Genomic DNA, 24,285 nt, shown 5'->3' with positions numbered 1-24,285 from the left:
TGTACCGGCGCGATGCGGCCGGGCGCAGACGGCGGCGTGAACGCCGGGCGAGTAGAGATCGATCCATATGAGAAATGGTCAGCAGAAGCGCATGCGCGGCCGCAACAACAACCGGCGCAGCTCAAACCCTTTGACGCGGGTGTATGAGTCGAACGGCCCGGATGTGAAGGTGCGCGGGACAGCCCACCACATTGCGGAAAAGTATCAGCAGCTCGCCCGCGACGCCCAGTCCTCCGGCGACCACGTGGCGGCTGAGAACTATTTCCAGCATGCGGAACACTATCTTCGCCTCATCGCCTCGCTGCAGGGCCAGTTTGCCCCGGTGAACGGCTTCGGCCGCGACGAGGAAGGCGACGACGAGGACATGGACGACATGTCCTCCCTCGACGCCCCTCAGCCCTACGGCCGCAACGAGCAGCCCTATGGCCGCGGCGAGCAACCCTACCAGTCGCGCGAAAATCGGGATGATCGGGGTCAGCGCGAAGATCGCGGCCAACGTGAAGATCGGGGCTACCGGGATGACCGGGGTCAGCGGGATGATCGTGGTCAGCGGGATGACCGTGGCCAGCGCGACAATCGGCAGGGCAATTTCCGTCGCAATCGGGATGACGACGAGAGCTACCAGCCGCGCGAGGCCCGCGACAATCGCGAGAATCGGGACCCCCGCGAACAGCGCGAACCCCGGGAGCAGCGCGAGCCCCGCGACCAGAGGGAACAACGTGACCCGCGGGAACAGCGCGAGCCGAGAGAACAGCGCGAGCCGCGCGAGTTCCGCCGCCGCAACCGCGACGACAATGGCGAAGGCTTCGTGCCCCGCGCGGCCCGCGCGCCCCGCAGCGACGATGGCGATCAGCCGCGTCCGCATCGCGCGCCGCGCAATGAGGAGGTCGAGCAGCCCCGTCCGCCGCGCGCGCCCCGCGTCGAGGAGCAGGATCTCGGCCTGCCGTCCTTCATCACCGGCGCACCGGCCGTTCCCAAGGAGCGCCCCGAACCCAAGGCCGAGGTGAAGAGCGAGCCGAAGGCGGAGCCCCGCGAACCCAAGGCGGAGCCGAAAGCCGAACCGAAGGCCGTGGCCAAGGCGGAGAAGGCTGAGCCCAAGGCGGCTGCGGAAACGCCCCGCGAGGAGGGTGCAGAGGTCGCCGAGGGCGCAGACGCCCCGCGTCCGCGTCGCCGCCGCTTCCGCACCCGGGCCGGCGAGGGAGCCGAGGCTGCCGCCGAGGCCCCTGCGCCCGAGCAGCCGGCACTGTTCAACGAATAGGCCTGCATTCCTCGACCGAAACAAAAAACCCCGCCGGTCGCCCGGCGGGGTTTTTCTTTGGCCAAGCGGCGGAGGGCCGGCTCAGCTTTCCTTGAAGCCGTAATCGGGGATGCCCTGCTCGTTGCCGTAATATTTGTAGGGCAGGAATTTGCCGGACATGGTGATCTGCACCCGGTCGCCCTTGGGGTTCGGCTCGCGCACCATCTCCATGTTGAAGTCGATGGCGGACATGATGCCGTCGCCGAACTCCTCCTCGATCAGCGCCTTCCAGGCCGGGCCGTTGACCATCACCAGCTCGTAGAAGCGGTAGATCAGCGGATCGGTGGGGGGCATGGGCGTGCCGGCGCCGCGCATGGGCACCTCGTTCAGCATCCGCTCTTCCACCTCGGAAAGACCGAACAGATCCGCGGCCTTCTTCGCCAGCGGCTTCACCAGCTTCATCTGGCCCAGCAGCGCGCCGACGACGAGCACCGGCGACATGCCGCCGATCTCGTCGCAGATGTATTTCCAGGTCCAACCCTTCTCGCGCTTGATGTCGAGAAGCTTCTCGGTCAGTTGCTCGCGCTTCATCTTCTTATGGTCTCCGCTTGAGTTCGGTCGAAGGTCCGTCAGTCCCGCGCATGGGCGATGGCGGGGAAGGGAATGGTGTTGGCCGGCGCCGGCTCGGGCTTCGGCTGGCGGCCGAGACGCACCACGGGCGGGTGGCGGCGGTCGTAGCCGGCCGGCATCTCGGTCTTGAAGGTCCGGCTGCGGGAGACGAGGAAGTCCACCAGGTGGTTGCGCACCGCGTAGTAATCCTCTTCGCGATGGATGCTGTCGCGGGCGCGCTCCATGGGCAGCGGGTTCTCGACCACCTCGGCGATCATCGCCTCCGGACCATTGGTCATCAGGACGATCTTGTCGGCGAGGTAGATGGCCTCGTCCACGTCGTGGGTGATCATGACGACCGTCTGACCGGTGGACTTGCAGATGCGGCGCACCTCGTCCTGCAATGTGCCGCGGGTGAGCGCGTCGAGCGCGGAGAAGGGCTCGTCCATGAGCAGTATCTTCGGCTCGATGGACAGCGCGCGGGCGATGCCCACGCGCTGGCGCATGCCGCCGGAGAGTTCGGCCGGTCGCTTCAGCTCGTTGCCCTTGAGGCCGACGAGATCGATGAAGCGGCGCGCCCGCGCCTCCACCTCCGCCCGACCCGCCTTGCGCCAGCGGGAAGAGACGGCATAGCCCACATTGCCGATGACGCTCTTCCAGGGGAGCAGCGCATGGCCCTGGAAGATCACCGCGCGGTCGAGGCTCGGGCCGGAAATGGCCTGCCCGTCCACCACCACCACGCCGTCCGAAGGCTCCTCAAGCCCGGCGAGGATATTGAGCACGCTCGTCTTGCCGCAGCCGGAATGGCCGATGATGCAGACGAACTCGCCCCGCGCCACGGGAAGCCAGAGATCCTCGAAGATGGTGGTGGAGCCGCCACCCGCCGCCGGATAGCGCCGGGCGATGCCCTCGATGGAGATGAATTTGGGATCGCTCTCGGTCCTGGGGTTCGCCATGGCCCTCACTCCGGAAACGTCACGCGCTTCTGCAGGCGCGCGAGAATGAGGTCGAGCGCCATGCCGACGACGCCGATGAGCAGGATCCCCACGATCACATTGGCGATGGAGAGGTTGTTCCACTCGTTCCAGACGAAGTAGCCGATGCCGGTTCCGCCCACGAGCATCTCCGCCGCCACGATAACCAGCCAGGCGATGCCGATGGAGATGCGCATGCCGGTGAGGATGGTGGGCGCCGCCGCCGGCAGGATCACGGTGAAGGCGCGCCGCCACGGCCCCACCTCCAGCGTGCGCGCCACGTTCAGCCACTCCTTGCGCACCGCCCCGACACCGAAGGCGGTGTTGATGAGCATGGGCCAGACCGAGCAGATGAAGATGACGAAGATGGCCGAGAGGGAGGAATCCTTGATGGTGTAGAGGGCGAGCGGCATCCAGGCCAAGGGCGAGATGGGCTTGAGCACCTGGATGAAGGGATCGAGCGCCCGGTAGGCCAGCGGCGACATGCCGATGAGGAAGCCGATGGGCACCGCCACCAGCACCGCCAATCCATAGCCGATGAACACACGGCCGATGGAATAGAGGAGCTGGAGGCCGAGGCCCTTGTCGTTGGGGCCGTTGTCGTAGAACGGCCGCTTCAGGTTGTCCCAGAGCTTGCCCGCCACATCGAGCGGCCCGGGCATGGCGGACTTGGCGCCCTCCGTGGCGATGCCCATCAGCTTGGCATATTCGGGATCGAGCGCCGGCCCCGAACTCGCGCTCGGGGTGACGGCGATCTGCCATAGCGCGCAGAAGGCGACGAACATCAGCACCGAGAGGAGGCCGGCGCGCACGCCGAGGCTCTTCATCCCCTCAGCTCCGCTTGATGGCGAAGGAATTGACGTATTCGGCGGGCTTTGCGGGATCGAACACCTTCCCCATCACCGAGAACGACTTCATCGTGGTGGCGGGCGGGGTGAGGCCCATCTCCTTCATCACCTTCGCGGCGTCGGTGGCGAGGAAGACCTCGTTGGCGACCTTGGTGTAGTCCACGTCACCCTTCACCTGCCCCCAGCGCTTCATCTGGGTCAGCATCCACACTGCGAAGGAATCCCACGGGAAAGGATCGAAATCGACGCGCTTGGGGTCGTCCTTGATGTTGCCGAGCCCGTCCGCATACTTGCCCACCAGCACCTGCTCCAGCACGATCGGCGGCGCGTTAAGATAGGCGGCCGGCGCGATGGCCTCGGCGATGGCCTTGCGGTTCTCGGCCTTGGAGGCATAGCCGGTGGCATCCACGATGGCCCGCAGCAGTGCCGCGTAAGTATTCGGCATGGTGGAGATGAATTCCTTGCTGGCCGCGAAGGAACAGCAGGGGTGCCCGTCCCACATGGTCTTGGACAAGGAGTGGATGAAGCCGACGCCGTCGAACACCGCGCGCTGGGCCACGTTGTCCGGGGCGAGGAAGCCGTCGATGTTCTCTGCCCTGAGGTTCGCCACCATCTCCGGCGGCGGCACCACGCGCAGCTGAACGTCGGTATCCGGATCGATGCCGTTCTCGGCCAGCAGGTAGCGCAGCAGATAGTTGTGCATGGAGAAGTCGTAGGGAATGGCGAGCTTCATCCCCTTCCACGACTTCACATCCATCTTGTCCTTGTGCTTGATGCCCAGCGTGAAGGACTGGCCGTTGATATTCTCGATGGCCGCCGCGACGAACGGGATCGGGTTCGAGCCAAGCCCCTGCGAGATGGCCAGCGGCATGGGCGCCAGCATGTGGGCGGCGTCGTATTCCTTGTTGATGGTCTTGTCGCGCACCACCGCCCAGCCGGCGGTCTTCACCACCTCCACGTTCAGGCCGTGCTTGGTGTAGAAGCCCATGGGATGGGCCATGATGATCGGCGTGGCGCAGGTGATGGGGATGAAGCCCACCTTGAGGTCCGTCTTCTCCGGCTTGCCGGTCTGGGCGAAGGCTTCGGTGGCGACATCCAGCGGGAAGAAGGTGGCGAGGGCTGCCGCCGCGGTGGAGGTGCCCACGGCCTTGAGGAAGGCGCGGCGCTTCAGGTCGTTCGGGAACAGCGCCCGCATGAGGCCGGAGGCGACCACCTCCTTGTAGCGCGCCTCATCGGAGAGCGTCGCCGCCCGCTCCGCCGCCGCATGTTCCTCCGCGCTCGCGTGCCGCCCGCACAGGCAGCGGCGCAGCGTGGACTTCAGCGAGAACGGGTTGGAAAACATCGACATCAGGGCTCTCCGTGAGGGCTTGCGATGGACCGGACGAACGTGACGCTGGGATAGGGCAATGCCCGTGCCACGCTCACCCGGGAACGGGGACGGGCGGCGGGGTGGCGAGCGCCTTGCGCGCCAGCATGTGGCTTTTCGGATCGTTGACGGAGGCGACCGCGACGAGGCGATCCCCCGCGAAGTACCTGACGCAGAAGCGTCCGGCGGCGACGTCGCCCTCGCATTCGGTGCGGTCGTGCCCGTCGAGAAGGCCGACGATCTGCAGCTTCACATCATACTGATCGGACCAGAACCAGGGGACCGGATCGTATGCAACTGTCCCACCGCTGATTGCTTTTGCGGCAACCTTGGCCTGATCGATCGCATTCTGCACGGATTCGAGGCGAACCCGCCGGCCGTAGAGCTTGCTTGGGAAATTGGCCACATCTCCGGCAGCGTAGATGTCGGGCACGCTGGTGCGGGTCGCCTCGTCCACCCGGATGCCGTTCTCCATGACGAGGCCGGCATCGGCGGCAATTTCGCCATTGGGCACCGCGCCCACGGCGGAGAGCACGAGATCGGCCGGCAGCACCCGTCCGTCGGCGAGTTCCACGCCCGTCACGCCATCCGTGCCCAGAATGCGGGCGACGCCGGTGCCGGTGAGGATGGTGATGCCGTGGCCCTCGTGCAGGTCACGCGCGAAATCGGAGATGGTGGTGCAGGCGACGCGGGCGAGAAGACGCGGTGCGCCTTCCACCACGGTGACATCGAGCCCCAGCGTCTTCGCCTTGGCCGCCGTCTCCAGCCCGATATAGCCGCCCCCGATAATCACCAGCCGCGCGCCCGCAAGCGCAGCGGCGCGGAAGTGCTTCACATCGTCGATGCTGCGGATGGAAAACACGCCCGGCAGTTCCGCCCCCGGCACAGGCAGCGCGCGGGCGCGGGTGCCGGTGGCGATCAGCAGCGCGCCGTAGGCGAGGCGGGTGCCATCGAAAAGCTCCACCTCCTTGCCCACAGGCAAGATGCGGGCGACGAGGGTGGAGAGGCGCATCTCGGCGCCCGCATCGGCGTAGAAGGCGGGCGCCTTCAGCTCCAGCCGATCTTCGGTCATCTCGCCGCCGAGATAGGCCTTGGAGAGCGGCGGGCGCTGGTAGGGCAGATAGGGCTCGTCGCCGATGACGATGATGGGCTTGCCATAGCCCTCGGCCTTGAGGGAGGTGACGGCCTGCGCCGCCGCCTGCCCGGCCCCAATGATGACGAGCGGCGCGCTCACGACAGATGCTCCTGCGCCACCGGTTCCTGCGCGACGCCCAGCGCGGCGGCGACGAACAGCAGCCGGTCCTGGCCGAAATACATCTCGCCGTTCACGAAATAGGTGGGCGAGCCGAACACGCCCGCCTCGATGGCTGCGGCGGTGTTGCGCGCGATCTTGTCGGCCGCCTCCACGCTGTCGGAGAGGGTGGCGAGCTTCTCACCATCCAGCCCCACCTCATTGGCGAGGCGGACGAGACTGTCCCGCTCGGAAATCTGGATGTCCCGCGCCCACACGGCGGAGAGGCAGGCGCCGATGAGGTCGGCGGGGTCGATGCCCTCGATCTGCGCCGCCGCGATGAGACGACACGCGGGAAGCGTATCCGTGGGCCAGAACTTCGGCTCGGTATTGATGGAGATGCCGCGCACCTTGGCCCAACGCACGATGTCCTGCTTACGATAGGCGTTGCGCTGGGGCGACTGCTTCGCCGGGGCGGTGGACCCGCCCTCGGCGAAGACCTTCAGGATGTCGACGGGACGCCACAGAATGTCGGCGCCCGCCGCGCGCGCGATCTCGCGCAGGCGGCCGTGCCCCAGATAGGCATAGCCGGACTGGGGGCTGAAATAGCAGATGATCTCGGGCACGGCGGGGCTCCTTTGGCTCGGTTCAGCCGAGGGCCGCGGCCGGGTGCCCCTCCTCGATGGGCAGGGACGGATCGCGCGACCACTCGTTCCAGGAGCCAAAATACATCTTCACGTCCTTCACCCCCGCCTCTTTCAGCGCGAGGAAGGTGTTGGAGGCCCGCGCCCCTTTGAAGCAGTAGAGATAGACGGGGGTTTCGGGCGAAATGCCCACGGTGGCGCACTCGGCGAGGATCTCGGCGGACGACTTGAAGCGCGGCCCCTCGGCGGTCGGCTTCATCATGCGGTACCACTCGATCCATTTGGCGCCGGGGATCCGCCCCTTGCGGGGGCAGAAGTCCTTGCCATAGGGCGACGAGCTTTCGCCGATCCACTCGTCCACGTCCCGCACGTCGAGCTTGGCGACGGCCGGGTCTTCCACCGCCTTCAGCATGGCGGCGGCGTCGATGATGAGTTCCCCGGCCGCCGGGTCCACCGGGAAAGTGGTGGCCTTGGGCTCGGGCACGTCGGTGGAGACGGGAAGGCTAGCGGCCGTCCAGGCGGCGAACCCGCCATGCAGCACCTTCACCTTGGGATAGCCGAGGAAGGTGAGCAGGAAATAGCCGCGGCAGGACTGGCCGAAGCCGGAATTCATGGACTGCTCGTAGATCACCGCCGTCTCGGTGCCGGAGAGGCCGGCCTTGCCGAAGGCATCGGCGAACTTCTGCCGAAGCTCGGCGTAGCCCTCGGGGGTCGAGGTGGCGAGGAAGGTGAAGATCTCGTGCAGGTTCACCGCCCCGGGAATGTGGCCGGCGGCGTAGCTCGCGGGGTCACGGGTATCGATGACGACGGTGGGTTCAGACAGGATGAGGGTCGAAAGATCGGACGGCGAAATCAGGATTGCGCTCATGGTGATCCCCTCTTGCGGGTCGGGAGGACACTCTTTCGGAAGGCACCGGGGGCTTTTGCCCCTCATGTTTTGAAACGGGCGGCCGGCCTCAGGCCGGCATCTGGTCCAGCATCAGCTTCAGCTGCTTGGTGGCCGGCGTGACGATGGCGACGAAATAGGCCTCGCGCAGGCGCCGCTGGCAGCGGGAGGCGCGCACATAGCCGCGGGCGCCGCAATGGAGCATGGCGTTGTGGGCGGCTTCGACGCTCTTCTCGCCGGCGAGCAGGCGGGCGGAGACGACGCGGCGCCAGTAGTCCGGGCTCTCGTCGAACGGCGTTTCGGCGAGGGCGTTCACCTCCGCTTCCATGGCCGCCAGCGTCTCGCAAAGCTGGTCGGGCTGGACGTCGAGATAGCGGTTCACGTGACCGAGGGGCTCCTCCACCTCGCGCATCATGGCGATGCAGTCACGGATGAGGCCGAAGGCCATGCCGGCCTGCAGCAGGATGAAGCCGGCCCGCATCTTCTTCACGAACGACATGGCATCGTGGGCCAGCACCATCTCGTCGGGGATGAACAGGTCGCGCACCTGCACGGCGTAGGTGCCGGTGCCGTCCATGCCGAGGAACGGCTCGCAGGGCTTCAGCGTCACGGCCGGCTCGGCGCAGTCGATGATCGCCATGACAGGCGCGGCGCCGTCCACGGCGAAGATGCAGCCGAAGAAATGGTCGGGGCCGAGGTTGGACACCCAGGGCAGAATGCCCTTCACCTTGTAACCGCCCTCCACCCGCGTGCCCTTCAGCTTCAGCGCCTCGATGCCGAAGAAGGACTTCATGGGATTGGACAAAGCGGTCCCGCCGAGCACGTGACCCGTGGCGACGGCGGCGAGATATTTGGCGCGGGGCGCCTCATTCTCGGAATTGATGAGGTACCAGACCAGCGTGTTCTGACACCAGGCCATGAAGCCCGTGGCGGCGCAGACCTCGGACATGCGCGACATGCCCTCGATGGCATTGCTCAGCCGGTGGCCCTGCGACAGATGCAGGCGGAAGGCTCCGGCGTCGGCGAAGCGATGCAGCAGCGTTGCGGGATAGGTGCCCTCGTCGATGGCCCGCGCCCAGGCGGACAGATCGGTCCGCGCGATCTTGCCGATCTCGTCGAGGGCGATGCCGGCATCGAGATCGACCGCAGCAGGGTCATGCGGCGACAAGGCAGTGACGGCGACGTGCGACACAGGCAGCGACATGGCGATCCTCAACGGGAAGAGGGCGGGAGCCTGCCCGGCCGTTGCCGGGCAGGGATGCGGCCGAAAGCGGCCGGTCGGTCGGCGCCGGTCAGCCCAGCGCCACCTCCAGGTTCACCGGACGCACGAAGGTGTTGGCCACGGGCGACCACTTGGTGACGTGGGAGATGAGCGCCTCGACCTCCTCCTTCGGCACGCCGTCGCACTCCATGTCGACCTTCACGCGCACGTCGGTGAAGCCGACCGGCTTCTCGCTGACGTCGCCCGTACCCCACACGGCGGTGATGTTGAGGTCGCCCTCGAGCTGCAGCTCCAGCTTGCGGACGGTCCAGCCGCGATGCACCGCATTGGCGTGGAGGCCGACGGCGAGGCAGGAGCCGAGCGCGGCCAGCGACGCTTCGGAGGGGTTCGGCGCCGTGTCGTCGCCGAGCAGGCCCGGGGGCTCGTCAACGATGTAGGGCTCGAGATTGCGGATGTAGTTCGCGTGGCGGAAGCGGCCTTCGGCGACGGTCTTGCACTTCAGGGTTTTGATGACCTTGGGGTCCGCCTTGCCGGCCGCGATCAGCTTGGCGAGGCCTTCCTTGTCGATGGGCGCAAGGCAGCCCGTGGTCGCTTCTGGCGCGAGGCAGCCGGTCAGTGCGGTCTGGGGCGCAGTCATCAGGATCTCCTTGGGTCGTGTAGACAGACCGGTCTGTCTTATGCACGCACCATGCCAGATCCACCGAGGGAAGAGACGGACTGGAGGAGACCTGCGATTCCTTATGAGAAATAAGGAGCTGTGGGAAAAGTGGACGCGGCTTGTCCGGCACGGTTCGTGCCTGTAGAAAACAGACAGGTCTGTCTGAGTGCACGCGAAAGCAGCACATTGGTGAGAAGCGATGCAGCAAACGAAGGCAAGCCGCCCCAAGGCCAATCCCCACGCCGCCCCGGACGCGGGCGAGGCGGAGCCGAAGGCCCGCGAGCGCATCCTTCAGGCCGCGACGCGCCTGTTCTGCCAGCACGGCATCAATGCGGTGGGCGTGGACGCTGTGGTTGCCGAGGCGGCAACGGCCAAGGCGACCCTCTACAAGTCGTTCGGCTCCAAGGAGCGGCTGGTGGAGGCAGTGCTGGAGCGCGAGGGCGCGGCGTGGCGCGACTGGTTTCTCGGCGAACTGCTGAAAGGCGAGGCAACCGCACAGGTGCGCCTGCGCCGCATCTTCCCCGTGCTCCGCGAATGGTTCGGCGACGCCCGCTTCTTCGGCTGCCCCTTCATCAATGCGGTGGCCGAACACGACAAGGCGGACGACCGGATGCGCCAGATCGCCCTCGCCCACAAGAAGGTGGTGCTGGAAACCATCACCCGCCTCGCCGCCGAGGCCGGAGCGCGCGATCCCAACGGGGCGGCCCACCAATTGGGTGTCCTGATCGACGGCGCCATCGTCGCCGCCATGATCACCAAGGACGCCAACGTCGCCCTGCTGGCGGGTCAAACCGCAGACCTGCTGCTGTCCGGCATGGCGGCCGAAGCGGCCTGACGGACGCCCCTTCGCCTTCCCGCTCACGCTCCATGCGTCCAGAGCGGGAGACGGCTTGCTCCCCCTGCGAAATGCGCAGTCTCCCGCGCTTGACGCTCTGCCCCACGGCGTCCGAAAACGCGGTAACAGCATCGGGAGGAAAAGATGCAGATCCGCGCCGCCGTCCTGCGCACGTCTCCGGTCAACAAGCCCTATGCGGACACGCGCCCGCTCTCCATTGAAACGGTTCAGCTCGCGCCGCCCCAGGCCGGCGAGGTGCTCATCAAGGTGGCGGCGGCGGGGCTGTGCCATTCTGATCTGTCCGTCATCAACGGCGACCGGCCGCGCCAGCTTCCCATGGTGCTCGGCCACGAGGCGGCGGGCGTGGTGGTGGAGACCGGTCCGGGCGTGGACGATCTCAGCGCCGGCGACCATGTGGTGATGAGCTTCGTGCCCACCTGCGGCACCTGCCCGTCCTGCATGGAAGGCCGCGCCCAGTTGTGCGGACCGGGACAGGCGGCGAACGGTGCCGGCACCTTGCTCGGCGGCGGTCGGCGGCTGACATGCGATGACGGTACCGAAGCCTACCATTTGTGCGGCATCGCCGGTTACGGCGAGTATGCGGTGGTCTCGCGCCGCTCCATCATCAAGATCGACAAGGAGATGTCGCTCATCGACGCCGCCCTGTTCGGCTGCGCGGTGATGACCGGCGTCGGCACGGTGGTGAACACCGCCGGCGTGCGGCCGGGCCAGAGCGTCGCCGTGGTCGGCCTCGGCGGCGTCGGCCTCTCGGCGGTGATGGGCGCGGTGGCGGCGGGTGCCGACCAGATCGTCGCCCTCGACCTTTCCCCCCAGAAGCTCGACCTCGCCCGCCAGATCGGCGCCACCGACACCTTCCTCGCCAGCGATCCGGACATTGTGGAGGCGGTGAAGGAGGCGACCCGCGGCGGCGTGGACCACGCCATCGAGATGGCCGGCTCTGCGCCCGCCTTCGAGCTGGCCTACAAGATCACCCGCCGGGGCGGCACCACCACCACGGGCGGCCTCGCCAATCCCAACGCTCGTATCTCGCTGCCGCCGGTGCACCTCGTCGCCGAGGAGCGCACCATCAAGGGCAGCTACATGGGCAGCTGCGTGCCCCCGCGCGACATCCCGCGCTTCATGGCGCTCTACAAGCGCGGCAAGCTGCCGGTGAACCGCCTGCTCTCCTCCACCGGGCCGCTCGACACCATCAACGAGAATTTCGACCGCCTCGACCGTGGCGAAGTGGTACGGCACGTCATCGTCTACTGAGGCCGGGAAGGACGCGCATCGGGGCCGCGGCGGCGCGGCCCCTTCCCTTCCCCGGTGGATCGCCTAATCTGCCGCGGGTTCCCGAGGAGAAGTCATGCGCGTCGCCATCCGTCTCGCCGCCGTTGCCGCGCTGGCCATCGCCGTTTCCGGCTGCGACAAGTGCGGCAACTGGTTCGGCCAGGGCACGCCGGTGGGCAAGCCCGGCGCCTGTCAGTCCGCGACGCCGCGCTGATACCCCCTTTTACCGCGCCGCTTCCTTGCATCGGCGGGGCTCCGCCGCTATAAGCGCGCCTTCGCTTTCGGCATGCGCCCCCCTGGAGGCGTGCCGCAGGGCGAAATCGCGCGTCCATACGGATGCGGCGATGGAAACTCGAAATCAGGACAAGTGCCATGACTGCCATCAAGGAACTGAAGGCTGTGGCGCGCCCGCGGGCCGGCAAGGGGGCCGCCCGTGCCGAGCGCCGCGCCGGGCGTGTGCCCGCCGTGATCTACGGCGAGAAGCAGGACCCCATCACGATCTCGCTCGACTTCATCGAGATCAACAAGATCATCTATGCCGGCCACTTCCTCACCACCCTGTTCGAGGTGGACGTGGACGGCACCAAGCACCGCGTCATCCCGCGTGACTACCAGCTGGACGTGGTGAAGGACTTCCCCGTTCACGTGGACTTCCTGCGCGTCTCCAAGGGCGCGACCGTGACGGTGGAAGTGCCTGTGCACTTCGTGAAGCAGGAGGCCTCCCCGGCGCTCAAGTCCGGCGGCACCCTGAACGTGGTCGCCCACACCGTCGAGCTGGAATGCCCGGCCGAATCCATCCCGGAAGCCATCGAGGTCGACCTCACCGGCGCCGCCTATGGTGACGCGTTCCACCTGTCCTCCCAGAAGCTCCCCGCGGGCGTGACCTGGGTCGGCCAGGGCGACGACACCCTCGCCACCATCGTCGCCCCCGTGGGCGGCGAAGAGGAGCCGGCGGCGGAAGAGCCCAAGGCCTGAGCGGATCGCTGACCATCCCGGGCGCCGCGCTTTCCTGAAGCCGCGGCGCCCCGTTTTCCGGGCCGGAGATCCGCCTCATGTTCCTGTTCGCAGGGCTCGGCAATCCCGGCCCGAAATATGCCGGCAACCGGCACAATGTCGGCTTCATGGCGCTCGACACCATCTGCCGCCGCCATCGCCTCGGCCCGCTGCGCCGCCGCTTCCAGTCCGCGGCCGCCGAAGGCGAGATTGCCGGCGAGAAGGTCATCGCGCTCTTTCCCGAGACCTTCATGAACGAGAGCGGCCGGGCCGTCGCCGAGGCCCAGCGCTTCTACAAGATCCCCCTCGACCACATCTTCGTCTTCCACGACGAGCTGGACCTGCCCCCCGCCAAGGTGCGGATCAAGAAGGGCGGCGGCAATGCCGGCCACAACGGGCTGCGGTCGATCACCGCCCAGTGCGGCAACGACTACTGGCGCATCCGCCTCGGCATCGGCCATCCCGGGGACAAGGCGCTTGTGCATGCCTATGTGCTCAACGACTTCGCCAAGTCCGAAAAGGGCTGGGTGGATGCCGTGAGCGACGCCTGCGCCGATTTCGCCGAACTGCTGGTGAAGCAGCGCCCCGACGAATTCCAGAACCGCACCCACCTCTTTCTCGAAGCCCAGGGCTTCGGCGAGCAGAAAAGGGTCGGCGAGAAGGGCTGAGGCCGCGCCTAGGCCCATGCGCCCCTGGCCGGGCGGGTTGCGCACCCGAGGCCCGAGGGGCTATGCGATCCCCAACGGCCGCAGCGCGGCCTGATCCTTATCTCCATCCTGCAGCCGCACCGGCGGGCGGGTGCAACTCCTGAGCGGTCCATGGGCTTCAAATGCGGCATCGTCGGGCTTCCCAACGTGGGCAAGTCCACCCTCTTCAACGCGCTCACCCAGACGGCGGCGGCGCAGGCGGCGAACTATCCGTTCTGCACCATCGAGCCGAACGTGGGTGACGTGGCGGTGCCCGATCCGCGCCTCGATACGCTGGCGGAGATCGCCGGCTCGGGCGCCATCATCCCCACCCGCCTCACCTTCGTGGACATTGCCGGCCTGGTGCGCGGCGCCTCCAAGGGCGAGGGGCTCGGCAACCAGTTCCTCGCCAACATCCGCGAGTGCGATGCCATCGCCCATGTGGTGCGCTGCTTCGAGGATGGGGACGTGACCCATGTGGAAGGCAAGATCGCCCCGGTCAACGACATCGAGACCATCGAGACCGAGCTGATGCTCGCCGATCTCGAGAGCCTGGAAAAGCGCCTCACGGCGCTGGAGAAGAAGGCCAAGGGCGGCACCGACAAGGAGGCCAAGGAAACCCTCGACCTCGTCATGCGCGCCCTGGTCCTGCTGCGCGAGGGCAAGCCCGCCCGCCTCGCCGAGGTGAAGCCGGAGGAGCGCAAGCTCTTCAACCAGCTCGGCCTGCTCTCCGCCAAGCCCGTGCTTTACGTGTGCAACGTCGAGGAAGGCTCGGCCAAGGAGGGCAATGCCCTCTCGGCGGAAGTGTTCAAGCGCGCCGCCGAGGAAGGCGCCAAGGCCGTTGTCGTCTCGGCCAAGATCGAGAGCGAGATCGCGGTGCTGCCCCCGGACGAGCAGAAGGAATATCTGGAGGCCATCGATCTCGACGAGCCGGGCCTCAACCGCGTCATCCGCGCCGGCTACGAATTGCTCCAGCTCCTCACCTACTTCACCGTGGGTCCGAAGGAGGCGCGCGCCTGGACCATCACCGCGGGCACCAAGGCCCCCGCGGCGGCGGGCGTGATCCATACGGATTTCGAAAAGGGCTTCATCCGCGCCGAGACCGTCGCCTTCGATGACTACGTGAAGTTCAAGGGCGAGGCCGGCGCCCGCGAGGGCGGCCGCTTCCGCCTGGAAGGCAAGGACTACGTGGTCGCCGACGGCGACGTGCTGCACTTCCGCTTCGCCAACTGAGGCTCCGTGATGGTCGGGGCCGGGCCGCAGTTACTCGGCCGCTTCACCTTCACGGCGGAGGAGATCGTGCGCTTCGCCCGCGCCTACGATCCCCAGCCCTTCCATGTGGATGCGGAGGCGGCCGCCGCCTCCCCCTTCGGCACCCTCATCGCCTCGGGCTGGCACACGGTCTCAACATGGATGGGCCTGTTCGTGCGCGCCCATGGCGCGGCGGTTGAAGCCCTGCCCCCCGACCACGCGGCGGTGATCGCACCTGTCGGCGTCGGCTTCGGTCTCATCGACCTCAAATGGCTCGCCCCGGTCCGCGTCCGCGACACCATTACCTTCTTCACCGAAATCCTCGACGCCCGCCCCAGCACCAGCCGCCCCGGCTGGACCATCTACCACCGCACCGGCAGCGCCCGGCGGGAGGATGGGACCGAGGTGATGCGCTTCGAGCTGAGGCATCTGGCGCCGGACGCGCGAGAGTCGCGCCACTGTTAGCACGCTGCAGTTGCACATCGGAATATATTCCTATATCGTCTCCTTCGGATTGACGGAGGAGAGCGGCTGTGTCGCAGACAGATGCAGAATTGGATGCCCTCGACCGATTGCGCCGCCTCACGCGGCGGCTGAACCTCGACGTCGCAGCATGGCGACTCAAGCTCGCATTGAAGGGCAGCTATGATCCCAGCCAGCCGCGTATCCCCAGCGGCCAGCCGGGTGGCGGGAGATGGGCCGGAGGCAGCGACGGCAGCACCGGGCCCAAACCCACCGGTGCGGAGCGACGTGTGTCGATGGCGGCGCGGCGCATTTCGCCCGCGGCAGAAGCGGAATGCGAACGCTTGAACAAGAGAGACACGGCGTACTGCACGGCCATCAAGAATCCAGCATGCCACGGTCAAGCATCCCTGCGATATGCTTTCTGTTTAGCCGGAAAACCGATTCCTCCTCTCCCATTCTGAGAGAATAAAAATGTTAATTCTGACTCACACGCTTTATCTCAATCGCCCTGAAGGCGAAATTCCGATCGCAATCCGTATTTACAGGCCAGAACCCAAGGACGGCTGCTGGGCCTGCACTTTCGAAATCGACTGGCCGGAGGGCACCAAGACCATGTCCGGCGCCGGCCTAGATGCATTGCAGGCGCTGGTGATATCTTTGCAGATGATCGGAATCCAGATCTATACGAGCACCTATCATCACGATGGAGCCCTTCGCGCCTACGACAACGAAGAGGGCTATGGCTTTCCCGTCGCCCGAAACGTCCGCGACCTATTGGTCGGCGCTGACAAGATTTATTTATAATCCCGATTGATATACCCCCGTACGAAACCGCGTTTAGATGCAAGGGACGATTTTTGGAAATCTATAATGCTTATTATGACCCATATTCTACATCTCAATGGACCATCGGGCGATGTTCCCATCGAAATCCGCCTGTATCAGCCTCACCTGACGGATGGGTCATGGACATGCAGTTTCGAAATCGACTGGCCCGAGAGCCGAATGGTTCGCTATGGCGTGGGCGAAGATGCGCTGCAGGCACTGGTCATCACGCTGCAGATGATCGGCGCCCAGATCTACACGAGCCCGTATCATGAGGACGGCAGTTTGCGCGCCTACGACAAGGAGGACGGCTACGGCTTCCCGGTCCCGAACAACCTGCGTGACCTGCTCATCGGCGTCGACAAGATAAGCTTCTGATTTCAGTCCCTCGCGGAGCCCCGCCATGGTGATCCTCACGCACACCCTTTTTATCAGGGGAGAGACCGGCGACACGCCGGTGGAGATTCGCCTTCACCAGCCCGAACACCTCGTGGAGGACTTCGGCGAGTCCTGGGGCTGCCGCTTCGAGATCGACTGGCCGGACCGCACCAAAAGCATGGTGGTTCACGGGGTGGATGCTTTGCAGGCGCTCATTCTGGCCATGAAGTGCGTCGGCGTGAACCTCTATGTGTCCGAGTATCACGACGACGGCGTGCTCTATTCACCCGGTCGCGAAGGCGGTTATGGGTTTCCGGTCACCCAGAATATCCGTGACGTTCTGGTGGGGAGCGACAAGGCCACCTTCTAGAGCACGCGCCGATCAGCTTGCGTCGCAAGCTGATCGGACAACGCGTTCTCACTCCTTAAATTAGAGGGCGATTCACCGATCAAATTGATTCAATTTAATCGGATCGTGCTCTGGCCTGATGCGCCGATATCCCCACGCCCAGCTTGACGTTTGCGTCATCCTCGCCTTCCATCGGCCTCCAACGACAGGGAGGCCGCCTTGCCCGACATCTTCTTCGAAGATTTCATCATCGGTGAGGTGAAGACGTTCGGCTCGCACAAGGTGACGGAGGAGGAGATCCTCGCCTTCGCCCGCGAGTTCGATCCCCAGCCCATGCATCTCGATGCGGCGGCGGGCAAGGTGTCCCTGCTCGGCGGGCTGGCGGCTTCCGGCTGGCATTCGTGCGCCATCATGATGCGGCTCGTCTGCGACGGCTTCCTCCTGCGCACCGCCAGCATGGGCTCGCCCGGCGTTCCCGAGAACAAGTGGCTCGCCCCCGTCTTCCCCGACGATGTGCTCACGCTCCGCCGCACGGTGCTGGAGAGCCGCACCTCCAGGAGCAATCCGGACATGGGGCTCGTGACCTTCCGCTTCGAGCTTCTGAAGGCCGACAAGAGCGCGGCGTTGGATCAGACCTGCGTGGTCATGGTCGGCCGCCGCAACCCGGGAGCGCGCCTCGCATGATGTATTTCGAGGAGGTCGAGGCGGGCGCCACCGCCGCGCTGGGCAACCACACCTTCACCGAGGCGGAGATGCTGGCCTTCGCCCGTCTCTATGATCCCCAGCCGTTCCATGTGGATCCGGAGGCGGCGCGCCGCAGTCCGTTCGGCGCGCTGGTCGCGTCCGGCTGGCACACGGCCGCCATGTGGATGAAGTGCTTCGTCGCCTCCAACATGGCGCTGCCCAAGGAAGCCTCGAAGCCCGGCGAGGAAGGCGTGCCGGGCGGCGGCTCCTTCGGCCCAGCCTCCGGCTTCACCAAGCTGCGCTGGCTGAAGCCGGTCTATGCGGGAGATACCATCTCGTTCGCCACCGAGGTGCGGGACAAGATCAACATCAAGTCCCGCCCCCAATGGGGCTTCCTGCGCACCTACAATACAGGAACGAACCAGCACGGGGATCTGGTCATCGATTTCGAAAGCACCGTGCTGATGCGGCGCCGCCCCTGAGCCGCCCTACCCTTCGAGTTCCTCTTTCAGGATTTCGAGGCGCAGCCATTCCTCTTCCGCTGCATCGAGGGCCGCCTGCGTCTCGGCCAGCGCCGCCGAGGCCTTGTCGAAGCGCGCCGGGTCGCGGGCATAAAGCGCAGGGTCGGCGATCTCGGCGGCGAGCTTCTCCAGCTTGGCGCGCAGGTCGTCCATGGTCTTGGGCAGCGTCTTCAGCGCGTGCTGCTCATGGAAGGAGAGCCGCCGCTTCGCCCCGGCGGCAGCCGCCCCTTTGCCGGCCTCGGGCTTCGGCTCGCCCGCCTTGGCCTTCGACGCGGGCGCGCCCTTGTCCCGTGCCTCCACGCCCCGGCCGCGCTGGGACAGCATGTCCGAATAGCCGCCAGCATATTCGCGGAACATCCCGTCCCCCTCCGCCATGATGACGCTGGAGACGGTACGGTCCAGGAAGTCACGATCGTGGCTGACAAGGATGACGGTGCCGGGATAGTCGGCCACCATCTCCTGCAGAAGATCGAGGGTTTCGAGGTCGAGGTCGTTGGTGGGCTCGTCCAGCACCAGCACGTTGGAGGGCAGCGCCAGCGCGCGCGCCAGCATCAGCCGGCCGCGCTCGCCGCCGGAGAGCACGGAGAGCGGGGCATTGGCCTGCTCGGGGGTGAAGAGGAAGTCCTTCAGATAGCCCATCACATGCTTGGGCACGCCGCCCACCTGCACCTGGTCCGAGCCGCCGCCGGTGAGGGCATCGCGCAGGGTGGTGCCGGGATCGAGCGCCGCGCGCTTCTGGTCGAGGCTGGCGACTTCCAGATTGGTGCCGAGCTTCACCGTGCCCGAATCGGGGGCAAGCTCGCCGGTGAGCAGCTTGATGAGCGTGGTCTTGCCGGCGCCGTTGGGGCCGATGATGCCGATGCGGTCGCCACGCAGGATGCGGGTGGAGAAATCCTTCACCACCTCCCGCGCGCCGAAGGCCTTGGCGATGTGCTTCGCTTCGATGACGAGCTTGCCGGACGCCTCCGCCTCGCTCACCGCCAGCTTGACGTTGCCGACCGCGCGGCGCTCATCGCGGCGGTCCTTGCGCATGGAATGCAGCAGGCCCAGCCGGCGCACATTGCGCTTGCGGCGGGCGGTGACGCCGTAGCGCAACCAGTCCAGCTCCGCGACGATCTTGCGGTCGAGCTTGTGGCGCTCGGTCTCTTCCTGTTCCAGCACCTCGTCGCGCCAGGCTTCGAACGCGCCGAAGCCCTGCTCCAGCCGCCGGGTCTGGCCGCGGTCGAGCCAGACGGTGGCGCGCGAGAGGGTTTCGAGGAAGCGCCGGTCATGGCTGATGAGCACCATGGCCGACTTGAGCCCCTTCAGCTCGCTTTCCAGCCATTCGATGGCCGGCAGATCGAGATGGTTGGTGGGCTCGTCCAGCATCAGCACGTCCGGCTCCGGCGCGATCACGCGCGCCAGAGCGGCCCGGCGGGCCTCGCCGCCGGAGAGGTGAGCGGGGTCTTCCTGTCCTGTCAGGCCCAGCTCGGTGAGGAGATATTGGGCGCGATAGGCATCGTCGCCCGGTCCGAGCCCGGCTTCCACATAGGCGAGCGTCGTCGCATAGCCGGAAAAGTCCGGCTCCTGCTGGAGATAGCGCACGGTGGTGCCGGGCTGGAAAAAGCGCGTGCCGGAGTCCGGTTCGACCAGCCCCGCCGCCACCTTCAGCAGCGTGGACTTGCCCGAGCCGTTGCGACCGACGAGGCACACCCGCTCGCCCGCCGACACGGAAAGCTCCGCGCCGTCGAGCAGAGGGGTGGCGCCGAAGCGCAGATGGATGTCCTGGAGGAGAACGAGCGGAGGAGCCATGGGGCCGGATTAAAGCCCTTGGGTCCGGAACGCAAAGGCCGTTCGCGCGGAACGCCGCTTTGCGCCGCCCGTCTCACAGGACAAAGAGATGTGCGGGGCGCCACGCCTCACGCGGGCGACGCACACATCTCGCAAGCCATCAATGTACGGTGGAAGTCGGATTCAGCTTCGACATCTGGTCCTTGAGAACCAGCTTCTTGCGCTTCAGCTCTGCGACACGAAGAGGATCCGATGCGGGGCTGTTCATTTCGCGGTTGAGCTCCTGCTCGATGGCCGCGTGACGCCGCTTCAGTTCCTGAAGGTGCGACTGGATGGACATTCTTAGCCACTCCCTGTCTGCAACACGACATCAGTCTGTCACGGAGCCGGCGAAGAGTCGACCGCCTTTCCGCCACCTCCGGCGACCTCCCATCTTGCGGCGCGGCATACCCGTGCCATAGTCATTCCAAATGGGGCGAGCGGGCGGCGGACCTGCGCGCCGGTGACAGGACCGGGCATGACGAGCGACGAGGAACGGGATCTCAAGGTCCACCTGGAACGCCTGAAGCAGGAGCATCGGGATCTCGATGCGGCGATCGAGGCGCTGACCAGCGTGTCGGGATCGGACATCCTGCAGATCCAGCGGCTCAAGAAGCGCAAGCTGCAGCTGAAGGACCGCATCGGCCAGATCGAGGACGAATTGTTCCCCGACATCATCGCCTGAGAGCGCGCGAGAAACGCGCGAGGCCGGCCCTCCTGAGGAGGGTCCGGGGCGCGGAGGCCGGGCGTGCCCGGCATCCGTCAGTCGGTAAGAAGGATCAGAGCTGGGCGAGCAGCGCGGTGGCGCCGGAGGCGTCGGCCTTGGAGGGCACGTCCTCCACGTTGAGCGTCTTCACCACGCCGTCCTCGACCACCATCGAATAGCGCTTGGAGCGCACGCCGAGGCCGGCGGCCGAGCCGTCGAAGGTGAGGTCGAGCGCGGCCGCGAAGGACGCGTCGGGGTCCGCCAGGAACGCGATCTTGCCGTCGGAACCGGAGGCCTTTTCCCAGGCACCCATGACGAAGGGATCGTTCACCGACACTACGGCGATGGCATCCACGCCCTTCGCCTTGATGGCGTCGGCCTCGTGCACATAGCCGGGCAGGTGGTTCTTGTGGCAGGTGGGGGTGAAGGCACCCGGCACCGCGAACAGCACCACCTTCTTGCCCTTGAAGATTTCGTCGGTGGTCTTCGGCACGGGGCCGTCCTCGGTGGGAACACGGAAGGTGGCGTTGGGCAGTTTGTCGCCGACCGAAATGGGCATCGTCTTCTCCACAGTCTTGGGCGTTTGCGCCCGCGCCGACAATACGGGCTTTTGACCGGGAGAAAAGCGCTGGCTGCGGGCCGGAGCGGCCCAGCTCAGCGTGGCGGCAGCTTCGGGACAGGCACCGTTGTCACGATCGCCTTCGTGCCGTCCACGAGGGTCAGGGTGAGCGGCGTGCCGGACGGATCGGTGCCGGCGGGAATGCCGTCGAGGGGCAGATCGAACCGGGCGGCACCGTCCGGCAGCATGGTCTTCTGTGGCAGCGGCAGGGCCCAGCGGTCCGGCCCCTCGGCGAACAGATCCGCCTTGGGATTCTGGGCCCTGACCTCGATCACGAGACGCGGCGGCTCGGCGCTCGCGTCCAGTTCGACCTTCTGCACCGAGGTCGGCTCGGCAACGCCCAGCGGACGTTCCACCGGCAGGGCCGCGCGGGCAGCCAAGATACGGGACGCCTCGGCGCCGGCGTCGCCGCCAAGCGCGATGGAGAGGTCGGCGCGGGCTGGCATGCACAGGGCCTCGCACACCGCGAAATCGAACGCGAGGGCGAGCCGCGCCGGCTTGTCCTTGTCCTTCAGCTCCACCTTCAGGGGGAACAGGACCGCCCCCTTGTAGCCGATGGAAAAGCCCCCGCCCCCGTCGGCGAAGCGCTTGGGCGCGGGCCATTCCATCTCCACCCGGGCGATGTTCTCCGAACCGCTCCAGTCCAGCGTCGGCGGCACGCCACTGTCGCCGGGATAGCGCCAGTAGGTCTTCCAGCCGGGGGCGAGCTTCAGCTCGATGCCCGCATCCGCCGTCGTGCCGGAGACGGCGCCCGCCATCAGGACCACATCCGCGCCAGGCACCTTCACCGGAGGCGCACTCGCAGCCCATGCGGCCGGCGAGAGAGCGGCAAACATGGCGCCGGCGAGAAGTGCGCGGGCGAACACGCCACGAGACGACAACAGGAATGCGGGCCGAACCGCCGGCCAAGCGCCCAGGGCGCGCTGAGGGGTCGATGTCATGGGCCTAGCGGGTACCCGCTCGCGGCTTCGCCGCAAAGCCCTTCCGCTCACCAATCGCGTGCACAAGCGTGTGACCCGCCGCGGGACTCGCAGCCTTGCGACGAGGCTTCGCGGCGACCTGCGATGCAATCCGCATTTCCAAGACGCCCGAACGGCGGTACCCTTTCTCCATGACTGCGAGCCAGAACCATACGATCGAAGGCGGAGGGTCGGGTTTCCTCGATGGGCAGATGCTCATCGCCATGCCGACCATGCGCGACGAGCAGTTCGCCCGCACCCTCGTCTACATGTGCGCCCACTCTCCGGAAGGAGCGATGGGCATCGTGGTGAACCAGCCGGCGAGCCATATCGACTTCACCGACCTCCTCGTCCAGCTGGACGTGGTTCCCGCCGCCGAGCGCATACTGCTGCCGAAGAGCGCGGGCACCGTCAAAGTGCTGCGCGGCGGGCCGGTGGAGACGGGACGCGGTTTCGTGCTGCATTCGGCGGATTATTTCGTCGAGAATTCCACGCTGACCATCGATGACGGCATCTGCCTCACCGCGACGCTGGATATCCTGAAGGCCATTGCCGGCGGCCGCGGACCGCGCAGCGCGGTGCTGGCACTCGGCTATGCCGGCTGGGCGCCGGGCCAGCTCGAGACGGAGATTCAGGCCAACGGCTGGCTGAACTGCCCGGCCGACCCGGACCTCATCTTCGGCGCAGGGGTGGAGACGAAATACGATAGTGCCCTGCGCAAGCTCGGCATCGTGCCCGGCATGCTCTCCAGCGACGCCGGCCACGCCTGAGCGTCGCTTCGCTCAGGCGCCGCGCGGGCTTGGGATGTTGCTTCGCTCAGGCGCCGTACGGCGGCGAAAGACTCAGTAGCTGTCGCCCCAGCGGCGCGGGCGGTAGAAGGTGTGCACGCCGATCTTGTCCAGCTTGCGCATCTCCCGCACCCAGCTCGGATGCACCCAGTAGGCGTGATAGTGCGTGGCGCGGCCGATGGAGGCGAGCCATAGCCTTCCGTCCAGCATGTCGGCGGCGATTTCCTTGGCCTGCACCCACATGTCCGGCTCGCGCACCACGTCCGGCACGTCGTCGCAGGCGAAGGTGAACTGGCAGGCGAGGTGCTTGTGGGCGTTCTGGTAGACCGCGCCGCACACATCCGCCGGGTAGTAGCCGGAGAACACGCGGTTCACGATGACCTGCGCCACCGCGATCTGGCCGCGCTTGGGCTCGCCGCGGCTTTCGAAATAGATGGCTTCCGCCAGGCACTTCTGGGCCCGCGCCAGCTTCTCGCCGCCGAGCTCCAGCCGCTGCGCGGGCGAGGGCCAGATGCCGTCGCTGGGCGGTGTCTCCAGCTCCACGGTGCTGTCCGGTGAGACCAGGGTCGCCTCGCCCTCGGCGTGCGGCGCCGGATGGGGCACATAGCCGTGCTCAGCGAGCGCGGCATACTGGAAGGCAAGGGCCGGAAACAGCACCGGATCGCGGCTGAACACCGCCACCGGATCCTGATGCGGCACCGGGCCGACGAGCGTGGTGCCGCCGCCGAACTCCCCGAGGGCCTCCTCCGGCGCGTCCTCGCGCGCCAGCGTCTCGGCCGCACGGCGAGCCTGCTCCAGACCGGCGGGAACGTCCTCCGCCGCGGCAACGCGGGCGGCGTCCTGGATCAGCGGCAGTTCCAGAAGGATGTCGAGGGCCAATTCCAGATAGGCGCCCGACAGGTCGAGGTGGCGCGGAGGCTCGACCGTCTCGCGATCCGAGAGCACCAGCGGCGGGGGAAAGGCGAAGGCGTCGTCATCCGTCGTATCGGAGGAAGACTGGGTGGAAGACGCGAGGGCGGGCGAGACGAGGTCCGACGGCTCCGGCCCGGTGCCGATCTCGTCCCGCGCCCCATTCAGCACCGGCTGGCCCGCGATTGCGGCAACCGCGGCGGCGCGCGCACTGTCTTCGGAGACCGGCGCGAGGGAGGCTGTGACGATGGTGCCGGGTGCGACAACACGGCGCGCCGGCTTCACGACCTCGGCGATGGCCTCCTTCGGAATCTCCGGCAGGCCGGTACCGACCGGCTGCGGCAGATCGAGCGTGGCGAGCTTCAACGCCCGCGCGGAGCCCGGCCAGAGGCCGAGACCTGAACCCGACGCTACGCCTTTCGGCGCCCGACCCGATACGTCGTCAGCCCCCGCCCCGCAAGGCGTTGCGACGATGAAGGCGGTGGCGACGAGAAGCGGCGACAAAGCCCGACCGGCCCTCGGCCATCGATCCCGACAAATTCC

30 protein-coding genes are annotated in these 24,285 nt (G+C 66.9%); 16 read left to right on the top strand and 14 right to left on the bottom strand.

Annotation, left to right across the window (positions count from 1 at the left end):
• Positions 1 to 91: 91 nt before the first annotated feature.
• On the top strand, positions 92 to 1,258 hold the full coding sequence (locus EJ105_RS02515; RefSeq protein WP_250165167.1) for a DUF4167 domain-containing protein: 1,167 nt from the start codon (positions 92 to 94) through the stop codon (positions 1,256 to 1,258).
• Positions 1,259 to 1,339: 81 nt separating this feature from the next.
• Here EJ105_RS02515 and cynS read toward each other — a convergent pair whose 3' ends face one another.
• The 9 genes from cynS to EJ105_RS02470 all read right to left on the bottom strand — a co-directional run bounded on the left by cynS (position 1,340) and on the right by EJ105_RS02470 (position 9,654).
• Complete coding sequence (cynS, locus tag EJ105_RS02510) at positions 1,340 to 1,828, bottom strand: cyanase (RefSeq protein WP_250165166.1); 489 nt, start codon at positions 1,826 to 1,828, stop codon at positions 1,340 to 1,342.
• A gap of 38 nt (positions 1,829 to 1,866) precedes the next feature.
• Entirely contained in the window at positions 1,867 to 2,802 is a 936-nt protein-coding gene (locus tag EJ105_RS02505; RefSeq protein WP_250165165.1) for an ABC transporter ATP-binding protein, read from the bottom strand.
• 5 nt (positions 2,803 to 2,807) lie between these two features.
• The gene (ntrB, locus tag EJ105_RS02500) at positions 2,808 to 3,647 is read right to left on the bottom strand and encodes a nitrate ABC transporter permease (protein ID WP_024277352.1); all 840 of its coding nucleotides are present in this window, start codon (positions 3,645 to 3,647) and stop codon (positions 2,808 to 2,810) included.
• 4 nt (positions 3,648 to 3,651) lie between these two features.
• The gene (locus EJ105_RS02495; protein WP_024277351.1) at positions 3,652 to 5,016 is read right to left on the bottom strand and encodes a CmpA/NrtA family ABC transporter substrate-binding protein; all 1,365 of its coding nucleotides are present in this window, start codon (positions 5,014 to 5,016) and stop codon (positions 3,652 to 3,654) included.
• Positions 5,017 to 5,089: 73 nt separating this feature from the next.
• The gene (locus tag EJ105_RS02490; RefSeq protein WP_250165164.1) at positions 5,090 to 6,268 is read right to left on the bottom strand and encodes an NAD(P)/FAD-dependent oxidoreductase; all 1,179 of its coding nucleotides are present in this window, start codon (positions 6,266 to 6,268) and stop codon (positions 5,090 to 5,092) included.
• Positions 6,265 to 6,891, bottom strand: coding sequence for a 2-hydroxychromene-2-carboxylate isomerase (locus EJ105_RS02485; RefSeq protein ID WP_250165163.1), 627 nt, complete (start codon positions 6,889 to 6,891; stop codon positions 6,265 to 6,267). The genes EJ105_RS02490 and EJ105_RS02485 overlap by 4 nt, the downstream gene beginning before the upstream one ends.
• A 22-nt stretch (positions 6,892 to 6,913) precedes the next feature.
• On the bottom strand, positions 6,914 to 7,777 hold the full coding sequence (locus EJ105_RS02480; protein ID WP_250165162.1) for a sulfurtransferase: 864 nt from the start codon (positions 7,775 to 7,777) through the stop codon (positions 6,914 to 6,916).
• Positions 7,778 to 7,865: 88 nt separating this feature from the next.
• Positions 7,866 to 8,999 carry an acyl-CoA dehydrogenase family protein gene (locus tag EJ105_RS02475; RefSeq protein WP_250165161.1) on the bottom strand — a complete coding sequence of 378 codons (1,134 nt, stop codon included), beginning with the start codon at positions 8,997 to 8,999 and terminating at the stop codon, positions 7,866 to 7,868.
• A gap of 88 nt (positions 9,000 to 9,087) precedes the next feature.
• On the bottom strand, positions 9,088 to 9,654 hold the full coding sequence (locus tag EJ105_RS02470) for an OsmC family protein (RefSeq protein WP_051678987.1): 567 nt from the start codon (positions 9,652 to 9,654) through the stop codon (positions 9,088 to 9,090).
• A 220-nt stretch (positions 9,655 to 9,874) separates the two neighbouring features.
• On the opposite strand from EJ105_RS02470, the gene EJ105_RS02465 reads away from it, so the two are divergent.
• The 13 genes from EJ105_RS02465 to EJ105_RS02405 all read left to right on the top strand — a co-directional run bounded on the left by EJ105_RS02465 (position 9,875) and on the right by EJ105_RS02405 (position 17,913).
• Positions 9,875 to 10,510 (top strand): TetR/AcrR family transcriptional regulator, encoded by a 636-nt coding sequence (locus tag EJ105_RS02465; RefSeq protein WP_029556943.1) that lies wholly within the window; start codon positions 9,875 to 9,877, stop codon positions 10,508 to 10,510.
• A 144-nt stretch (positions 10,511 to 10,654) separates the two neighbouring features.
• Positions 10,655 to 11,782: a zinc-dependent alcohol dehydrogenase family protein gene (locus EJ105_RS02460; protein ID WP_250165160.1), complete on the top strand. Its 1,128-nt coding sequence runs from the start codon at positions 10,655 to 10,657 to the stop codon at positions 11,780 to 11,782.
• A 94-nt stretch (positions 11,783 to 11,876) separates the two neighbouring features.
• A complete protein-coding gene (locus EJ105_RS02455) occupies positions 11,877 to 12,014 on the top strand; it encodes a hypothetical protein (protein ID WP_155982215.1) in 138 nt (45 codons plus the stop codon).
• 158 nt (positions 12,015 to 12,172) lie between these two features.
• Positions 12,173 to 12,775 (top strand): 50S ribosomal protein L25/general stress protein Ctc, encoded by a 603-nt coding sequence (locus tag EJ105_RS02450; protein ID WP_029556941.1) that lies wholly within the window; start codon positions 12,173 to 12,175, stop codon positions 12,773 to 12,775.
• Positions 12,776 to 12,852: 77 nt separating this feature from the next.
• Complete coding sequence (pth, locus tag EJ105_RS02445; RefSeq protein WP_250165159.1) at positions 12,853 to 13,461, top strand: aminoacyl-tRNA hydrolase; 609 nt, start codon at positions 12,853 to 12,855, stop codon at positions 13,459 to 13,461.
• Between the two features lie 150 nt (positions 13,462 to 13,611).
• On the top strand, positions 13,612 to 14,712 hold the full coding sequence (gene ychF, locus EJ105_RS02440; RefSeq protein WP_250165158.1) for a redox-regulated ATPase YchF: 1,101 nt from the start codon (positions 13,612 to 13,614) through the stop codon (positions 14,710 to 14,712).
• A gap of 9 nt (positions 14,713 to 14,721) precedes the next feature.
• Positions 14,722 to 15,195: a MaoC/PaaZ C-terminal domain-containing protein gene (locus EJ105_RS02435; RefSeq protein WP_250165157.1), complete on the top strand. Its 474-nt coding sequence runs from the start codon at positions 14,722 to 14,724 to the stop codon at positions 15,193 to 15,195.
• A gap of 68 nt (positions 15,196 to 15,263) precedes the next feature.
• Positions 15,264 to 15,656 carry a hypothetical protein gene (locus tag EJ105_RS02430; RefSeq protein ID WP_250165156.1) on the top strand — a complete coding sequence of 131 codons (393 nt, stop codon included), beginning with the start codon at positions 15,264 to 15,266 and terminating at the stop codon, positions 15,654 to 15,656.
• A gap of 10 nt (positions 15,657 to 15,666) precedes the next feature.
• Positions 15,667 to 15,999 carry a DUF6968 family protein gene (locus EJ105_RS02425; RefSeq protein WP_250165155.1) on the top strand — a complete coding sequence of 111 codons (333 nt, stop codon included), beginning with the start codon at positions 15,667 to 15,669 and terminating at the stop codon, positions 15,997 to 15,999.
• 66 nt (positions 16,000 to 16,065) lie between these two features.
• Positions 16,066 to 16,398, top strand: a complete 333-nt coding sequence (locus EJ105_RS02420; protein ID WP_250165154.1) for a DUF6968 family protein — start codon at positions 16,066 to 16,068, stop codon at positions 16,396 to 16,398.
• Between the two features lie 25 nt (positions 16,399 to 16,423).
• Positions 16,424 to 16,768, top strand: a complete 345-nt coding sequence (locus tag EJ105_RS02415) for a DUF6968 family protein (protein ID WP_250165153.1) — start codon at positions 16,424 to 16,426, stop codon at positions 16,766 to 16,768.
• 198 nt (positions 16,769 to 16,966) lie between these two features.
• Positions 16,967 to 17,431, top strand: coding sequence for a MaoC family dehydratase (locus EJ105_RS02410; protein ID WP_029556934.1), 465 nt, complete (start codon positions 16,967 to 16,969; stop codon positions 17,429 to 17,431).
• Complete coding sequence (locus tag EJ105_RS02405; protein ID WP_029556933.1) at positions 17,428 to 17,913, top strand: MaoC family dehydratase; 486 nt, start codon at positions 17,428 to 17,430, stop codon at positions 17,911 to 17,913. The genes EJ105_RS02410 and EJ105_RS02405 overlap by 4 nt, the downstream gene beginning before the upstream one ends.
• A gap of 6 nt (positions 17,914 to 17,919) precedes the next feature.
• Here EJ105_RS02405 and EJ105_RS02400 read toward each other — a convergent pair whose 3' ends face one another.
• Together EJ105_RS02400 and EJ105_RS02395 are read right to left on the bottom strand one after the other, a co-directional pair.
• Positions 17,920 to 19,743, bottom strand: coding sequence for an ABC-F family ATP-binding cassette domain-containing protein (locus EJ105_RS02400; protein WP_250165152.1), 1,824 nt, complete (start codon positions 19,741 to 19,743; stop codon positions 17,920 to 17,922).
• Positions 19,744 to 19,882: 139 nt separating this feature from the next.
• Entirely contained in the window at positions 19,883 to 20,062 is a 180-nt protein-coding gene (locus EJ105_RS02395) for a YdcH family protein (protein WP_024277333.1), read from the bottom strand.
• A 177-nt stretch (positions 20,063 to 20,239) separates the two neighbouring features.
• On the opposite strand from EJ105_RS02395, the gene EJ105_RS02390 reads away from it, so the two are divergent.
• Positions 20,240 to 20,446, top strand: a complete 207-nt coding sequence (locus EJ105_RS02390) for a YdcH family protein (RefSeq protein WP_024277332.1) — start codon at positions 20,240 to 20,242, stop codon at positions 20,444 to 20,446.
• A 94-nt stretch (positions 20,447 to 20,540) separates the two neighbouring features.
• Here EJ105_RS02390 and EJ105_RS02385 read toward each other — a convergent pair whose 3' ends face one another.
• On the bottom strand, positions 20,541 to 21,026 hold the full coding sequence (locus EJ105_RS02385) for a peroxiredoxin (RefSeq protein ID WP_250165151.1): 486 nt from the start codon (positions 21,024 to 21,026) through the stop codon (positions 20,541 to 20,543).
• 95 nt (positions 21,027 to 21,121) lie between these two features.
• Positions 21,122 to 21,844, bottom strand: coding sequence for a protein-disulfide reductase DsbD domain-containing protein (locus tag EJ105_RS02380; RefSeq protein WP_250165150.1), 723 nt, complete (start codon positions 21,842 to 21,844; stop codon positions 21,122 to 21,124).
• Positions 21,845 to 22,197: 353 nt separating this feature from the next.
• Between EJ105_RS02380 and EJ105_RS02375 the strand changes: the two genes are divergently transcribed.
• Positions 22,198 to 22,815, top strand: a complete 618-nt coding sequence (locus EJ105_RS02375; RefSeq protein ID WP_029556930.1) for a YqgE/AlgH family protein — start codon at positions 22,198 to 22,200, stop codon at positions 22,813 to 22,815.
• A gap of 72 nt (positions 22,816 to 22,887) precedes the next feature.
• On the opposite strand, the gene EJ105_RS02370 is transcribed toward EJ105_RS02375, so the two are convergent.
• The gene (locus EJ105_RS02370; protein WP_250165149.1) at positions 22,888 to 24,108 is read right to left on the bottom strand and encodes a cell wall hydrolase; all 1,221 of its coding nucleotides are present in this window, start codon (positions 24,106 to 24,108) and stop codon (positions 22,888 to 22,890) included.
• Positions 24,109 to 24,285: the final 177 nt, after the last annotated feature.

It is taken from the genome of Xanthobacter aminoxidans, assembly GCF_023571765.1.
Classification (GTDB): Bacteria; Pseudomonadota; Alphaproteobacteria; order Rhizobiales; family Xanthobacteraceae; genus Xanthobacter; species Xanthobacter aminoxidans.
The sequence above is the reverse complement of the archived record's forward strand: the minus strand, read 5'-3'. Positions and strand labels throughout refer to the sequence as shown.

Coding starts and splice junctions, on each gene's coding strand:
- EJ105_RS02515 (WP_250165167.1), top strand. CDS start 92: ATGCGCGGCCGCAACAACAACCGGCGCAGCTCAAACCCTTTGACGCGG.
- cynS (WP_250165166.1), bottom strand. CDS start 1,828: ATGAAGCGCGAGCAACTGACCGAGAAGCTTCTCGACATCAAGCGCGAG.
- EJ105_RS02505 (WP_250165165.1), bottom strand. CDS start 2,802: ATGGCGAACCCCAGGACCGAGAGCGATCCCAAATTCATCTCCATCGAG.
- ntrB (WP_024277352.1), bottom strand. CDS start 3,647: ATGAAGAGCCTCGGCGTGCGCGCCGGCCTCCTCTCGGTGCTGATGTTC.
- EJ105_RS02495 (WP_024277351.1), bottom strand. CDS start 5,016: ATGTCGATGTTTTCCAACCCGTTCTCGCTGAAGTCCACGCTGCGCCGC.
- EJ105_RS02480 (WP_250165162.1), bottom strand. CDS start 7,777: ATGAGCGCAATCCTGATTTCGCCGTCCGATCTTTCGACCCTCATCCTG.
- EJ105_RS02475 (WP_250165161.1), bottom strand. CDS start 8,999: ATGTCGCTGCCTGTGTCGCACGTCGCCGTCACTGCCTTGTCGCCGCAT.
- EJ105_RS02470 (WP_051678987.1), bottom strand. CDS start 9,654: ATGACTGCGCCCCAGACCGCACTGACCGGCTGCCTCGCGCCAGAAGCG.
- EJ105_RS02465 (WP_029556943.1), top strand. CDS start 9,875: ATGCAGCAAACGAAGGCAAGCCGCCCCAAGGCCAATCCCCACGCCGCC.
- EJ105_RS02460 (WP_250165160.1), top strand. CDS start 10,655: ATGCAGATCCGCGCCGCCGTCCTGCGCACGTCTCCGGTCAACAAGCCC.
- EJ105_RS02455 (WP_155982215.1), top strand. CDS start 11,877: ATGCGCGTCGCCATCCGTCTCGCCGCCGTTGCCGCGCTGGCCATCGCC.
- EJ105_RS02450 (WP_029556941.1), top strand. CDS start 12,173: ATGACTGCCATCAAGGAACTGAAGGCTGTGGCGCGCCCGCGGGCCGGC.
- pth (WP_250165159.1), top strand. CDS start 12,853: ATGTTCCTGTTCGCAGGGCTCGGCAATCCCGGCCCGAAATATGCCGGC.
- ychF (WP_250165158.1), top strand. CDS start 13,612: ATGGGCTTCAAATGCGGCATCGTCGGGCTTCCCAACGTGGGCAAGTCC.
- EJ105_RS02435 (WP_250165157.1), top strand. CDS start 14,722: ATGGTCGGGGCCGGGCCGCAGTTACTCGGCCGCTTCACCTTCACGGCG.
- EJ105_RS02425 (WP_250165155.1), top strand. CDS start 15,667: ATGTTAATTCTGACTCACACGCTTTATCTCAATCGCCCTGAAGGCGAA.
- EJ105_RS02420 (WP_250165154.1), top strand. CDS start 16,066: ATGCTTATTATGACCCATATTCTACATCTCAATGGACCATCGGGCGAT.
- EJ105_RS02415 (WP_250165153.1), top strand. CDS start 16,424: ATGGTGATCCTCACGCACACCCTTTTTATCAGGGGAGAGACCGGCGAC.
- EJ105_RS02405 (WP_029556933.1), top strand. CDS start 17,428: ATGATGTATTTCGAGGAGGTCGAGGCGGGCGCCACCGCCGCGCTGGGC.
- EJ105_RS02400 (WP_250165152.1), bottom strand. CDS start 19,743: ATGGCTCCTCCGCTCGTTCTCCTCCAGGACATCCATCTGCGCTTCGGC.
- EJ105_RS02395 (WP_024277333.1), bottom strand. CDS start 20,062: ATGTCCATCCAGTCGCACCTTCAGGAACTGAAGCGGCGTCACGCGGCC.
- EJ105_RS02390 (WP_024277332.1), top strand. CDS start 20,240: ATGACGAGCGACGAGGAACGGGATCTCAAGGTCCACCTGGAACGCCTG.
- EJ105_RS02385 (WP_250165151.1), bottom strand. CDS start 21,026: ATGCCCATTTCGGTCGGCGACAAACTGCCCAACGCCACCTTCCGTGTT.
- EJ105_RS02380 (WP_250165150.1), bottom strand. CDS start 21,844: ATGGCGGGCGCCGTCTCCGGCACGACGGCGGATGCGGGCATCGAGCTG.
- EJ105_RS02375 (WP_029556930.1), top strand. CDS start 22,198: ATGACTGCGAGCCAGAACCATACGATCGAAGGCGGAGGGTCGGGTTTC.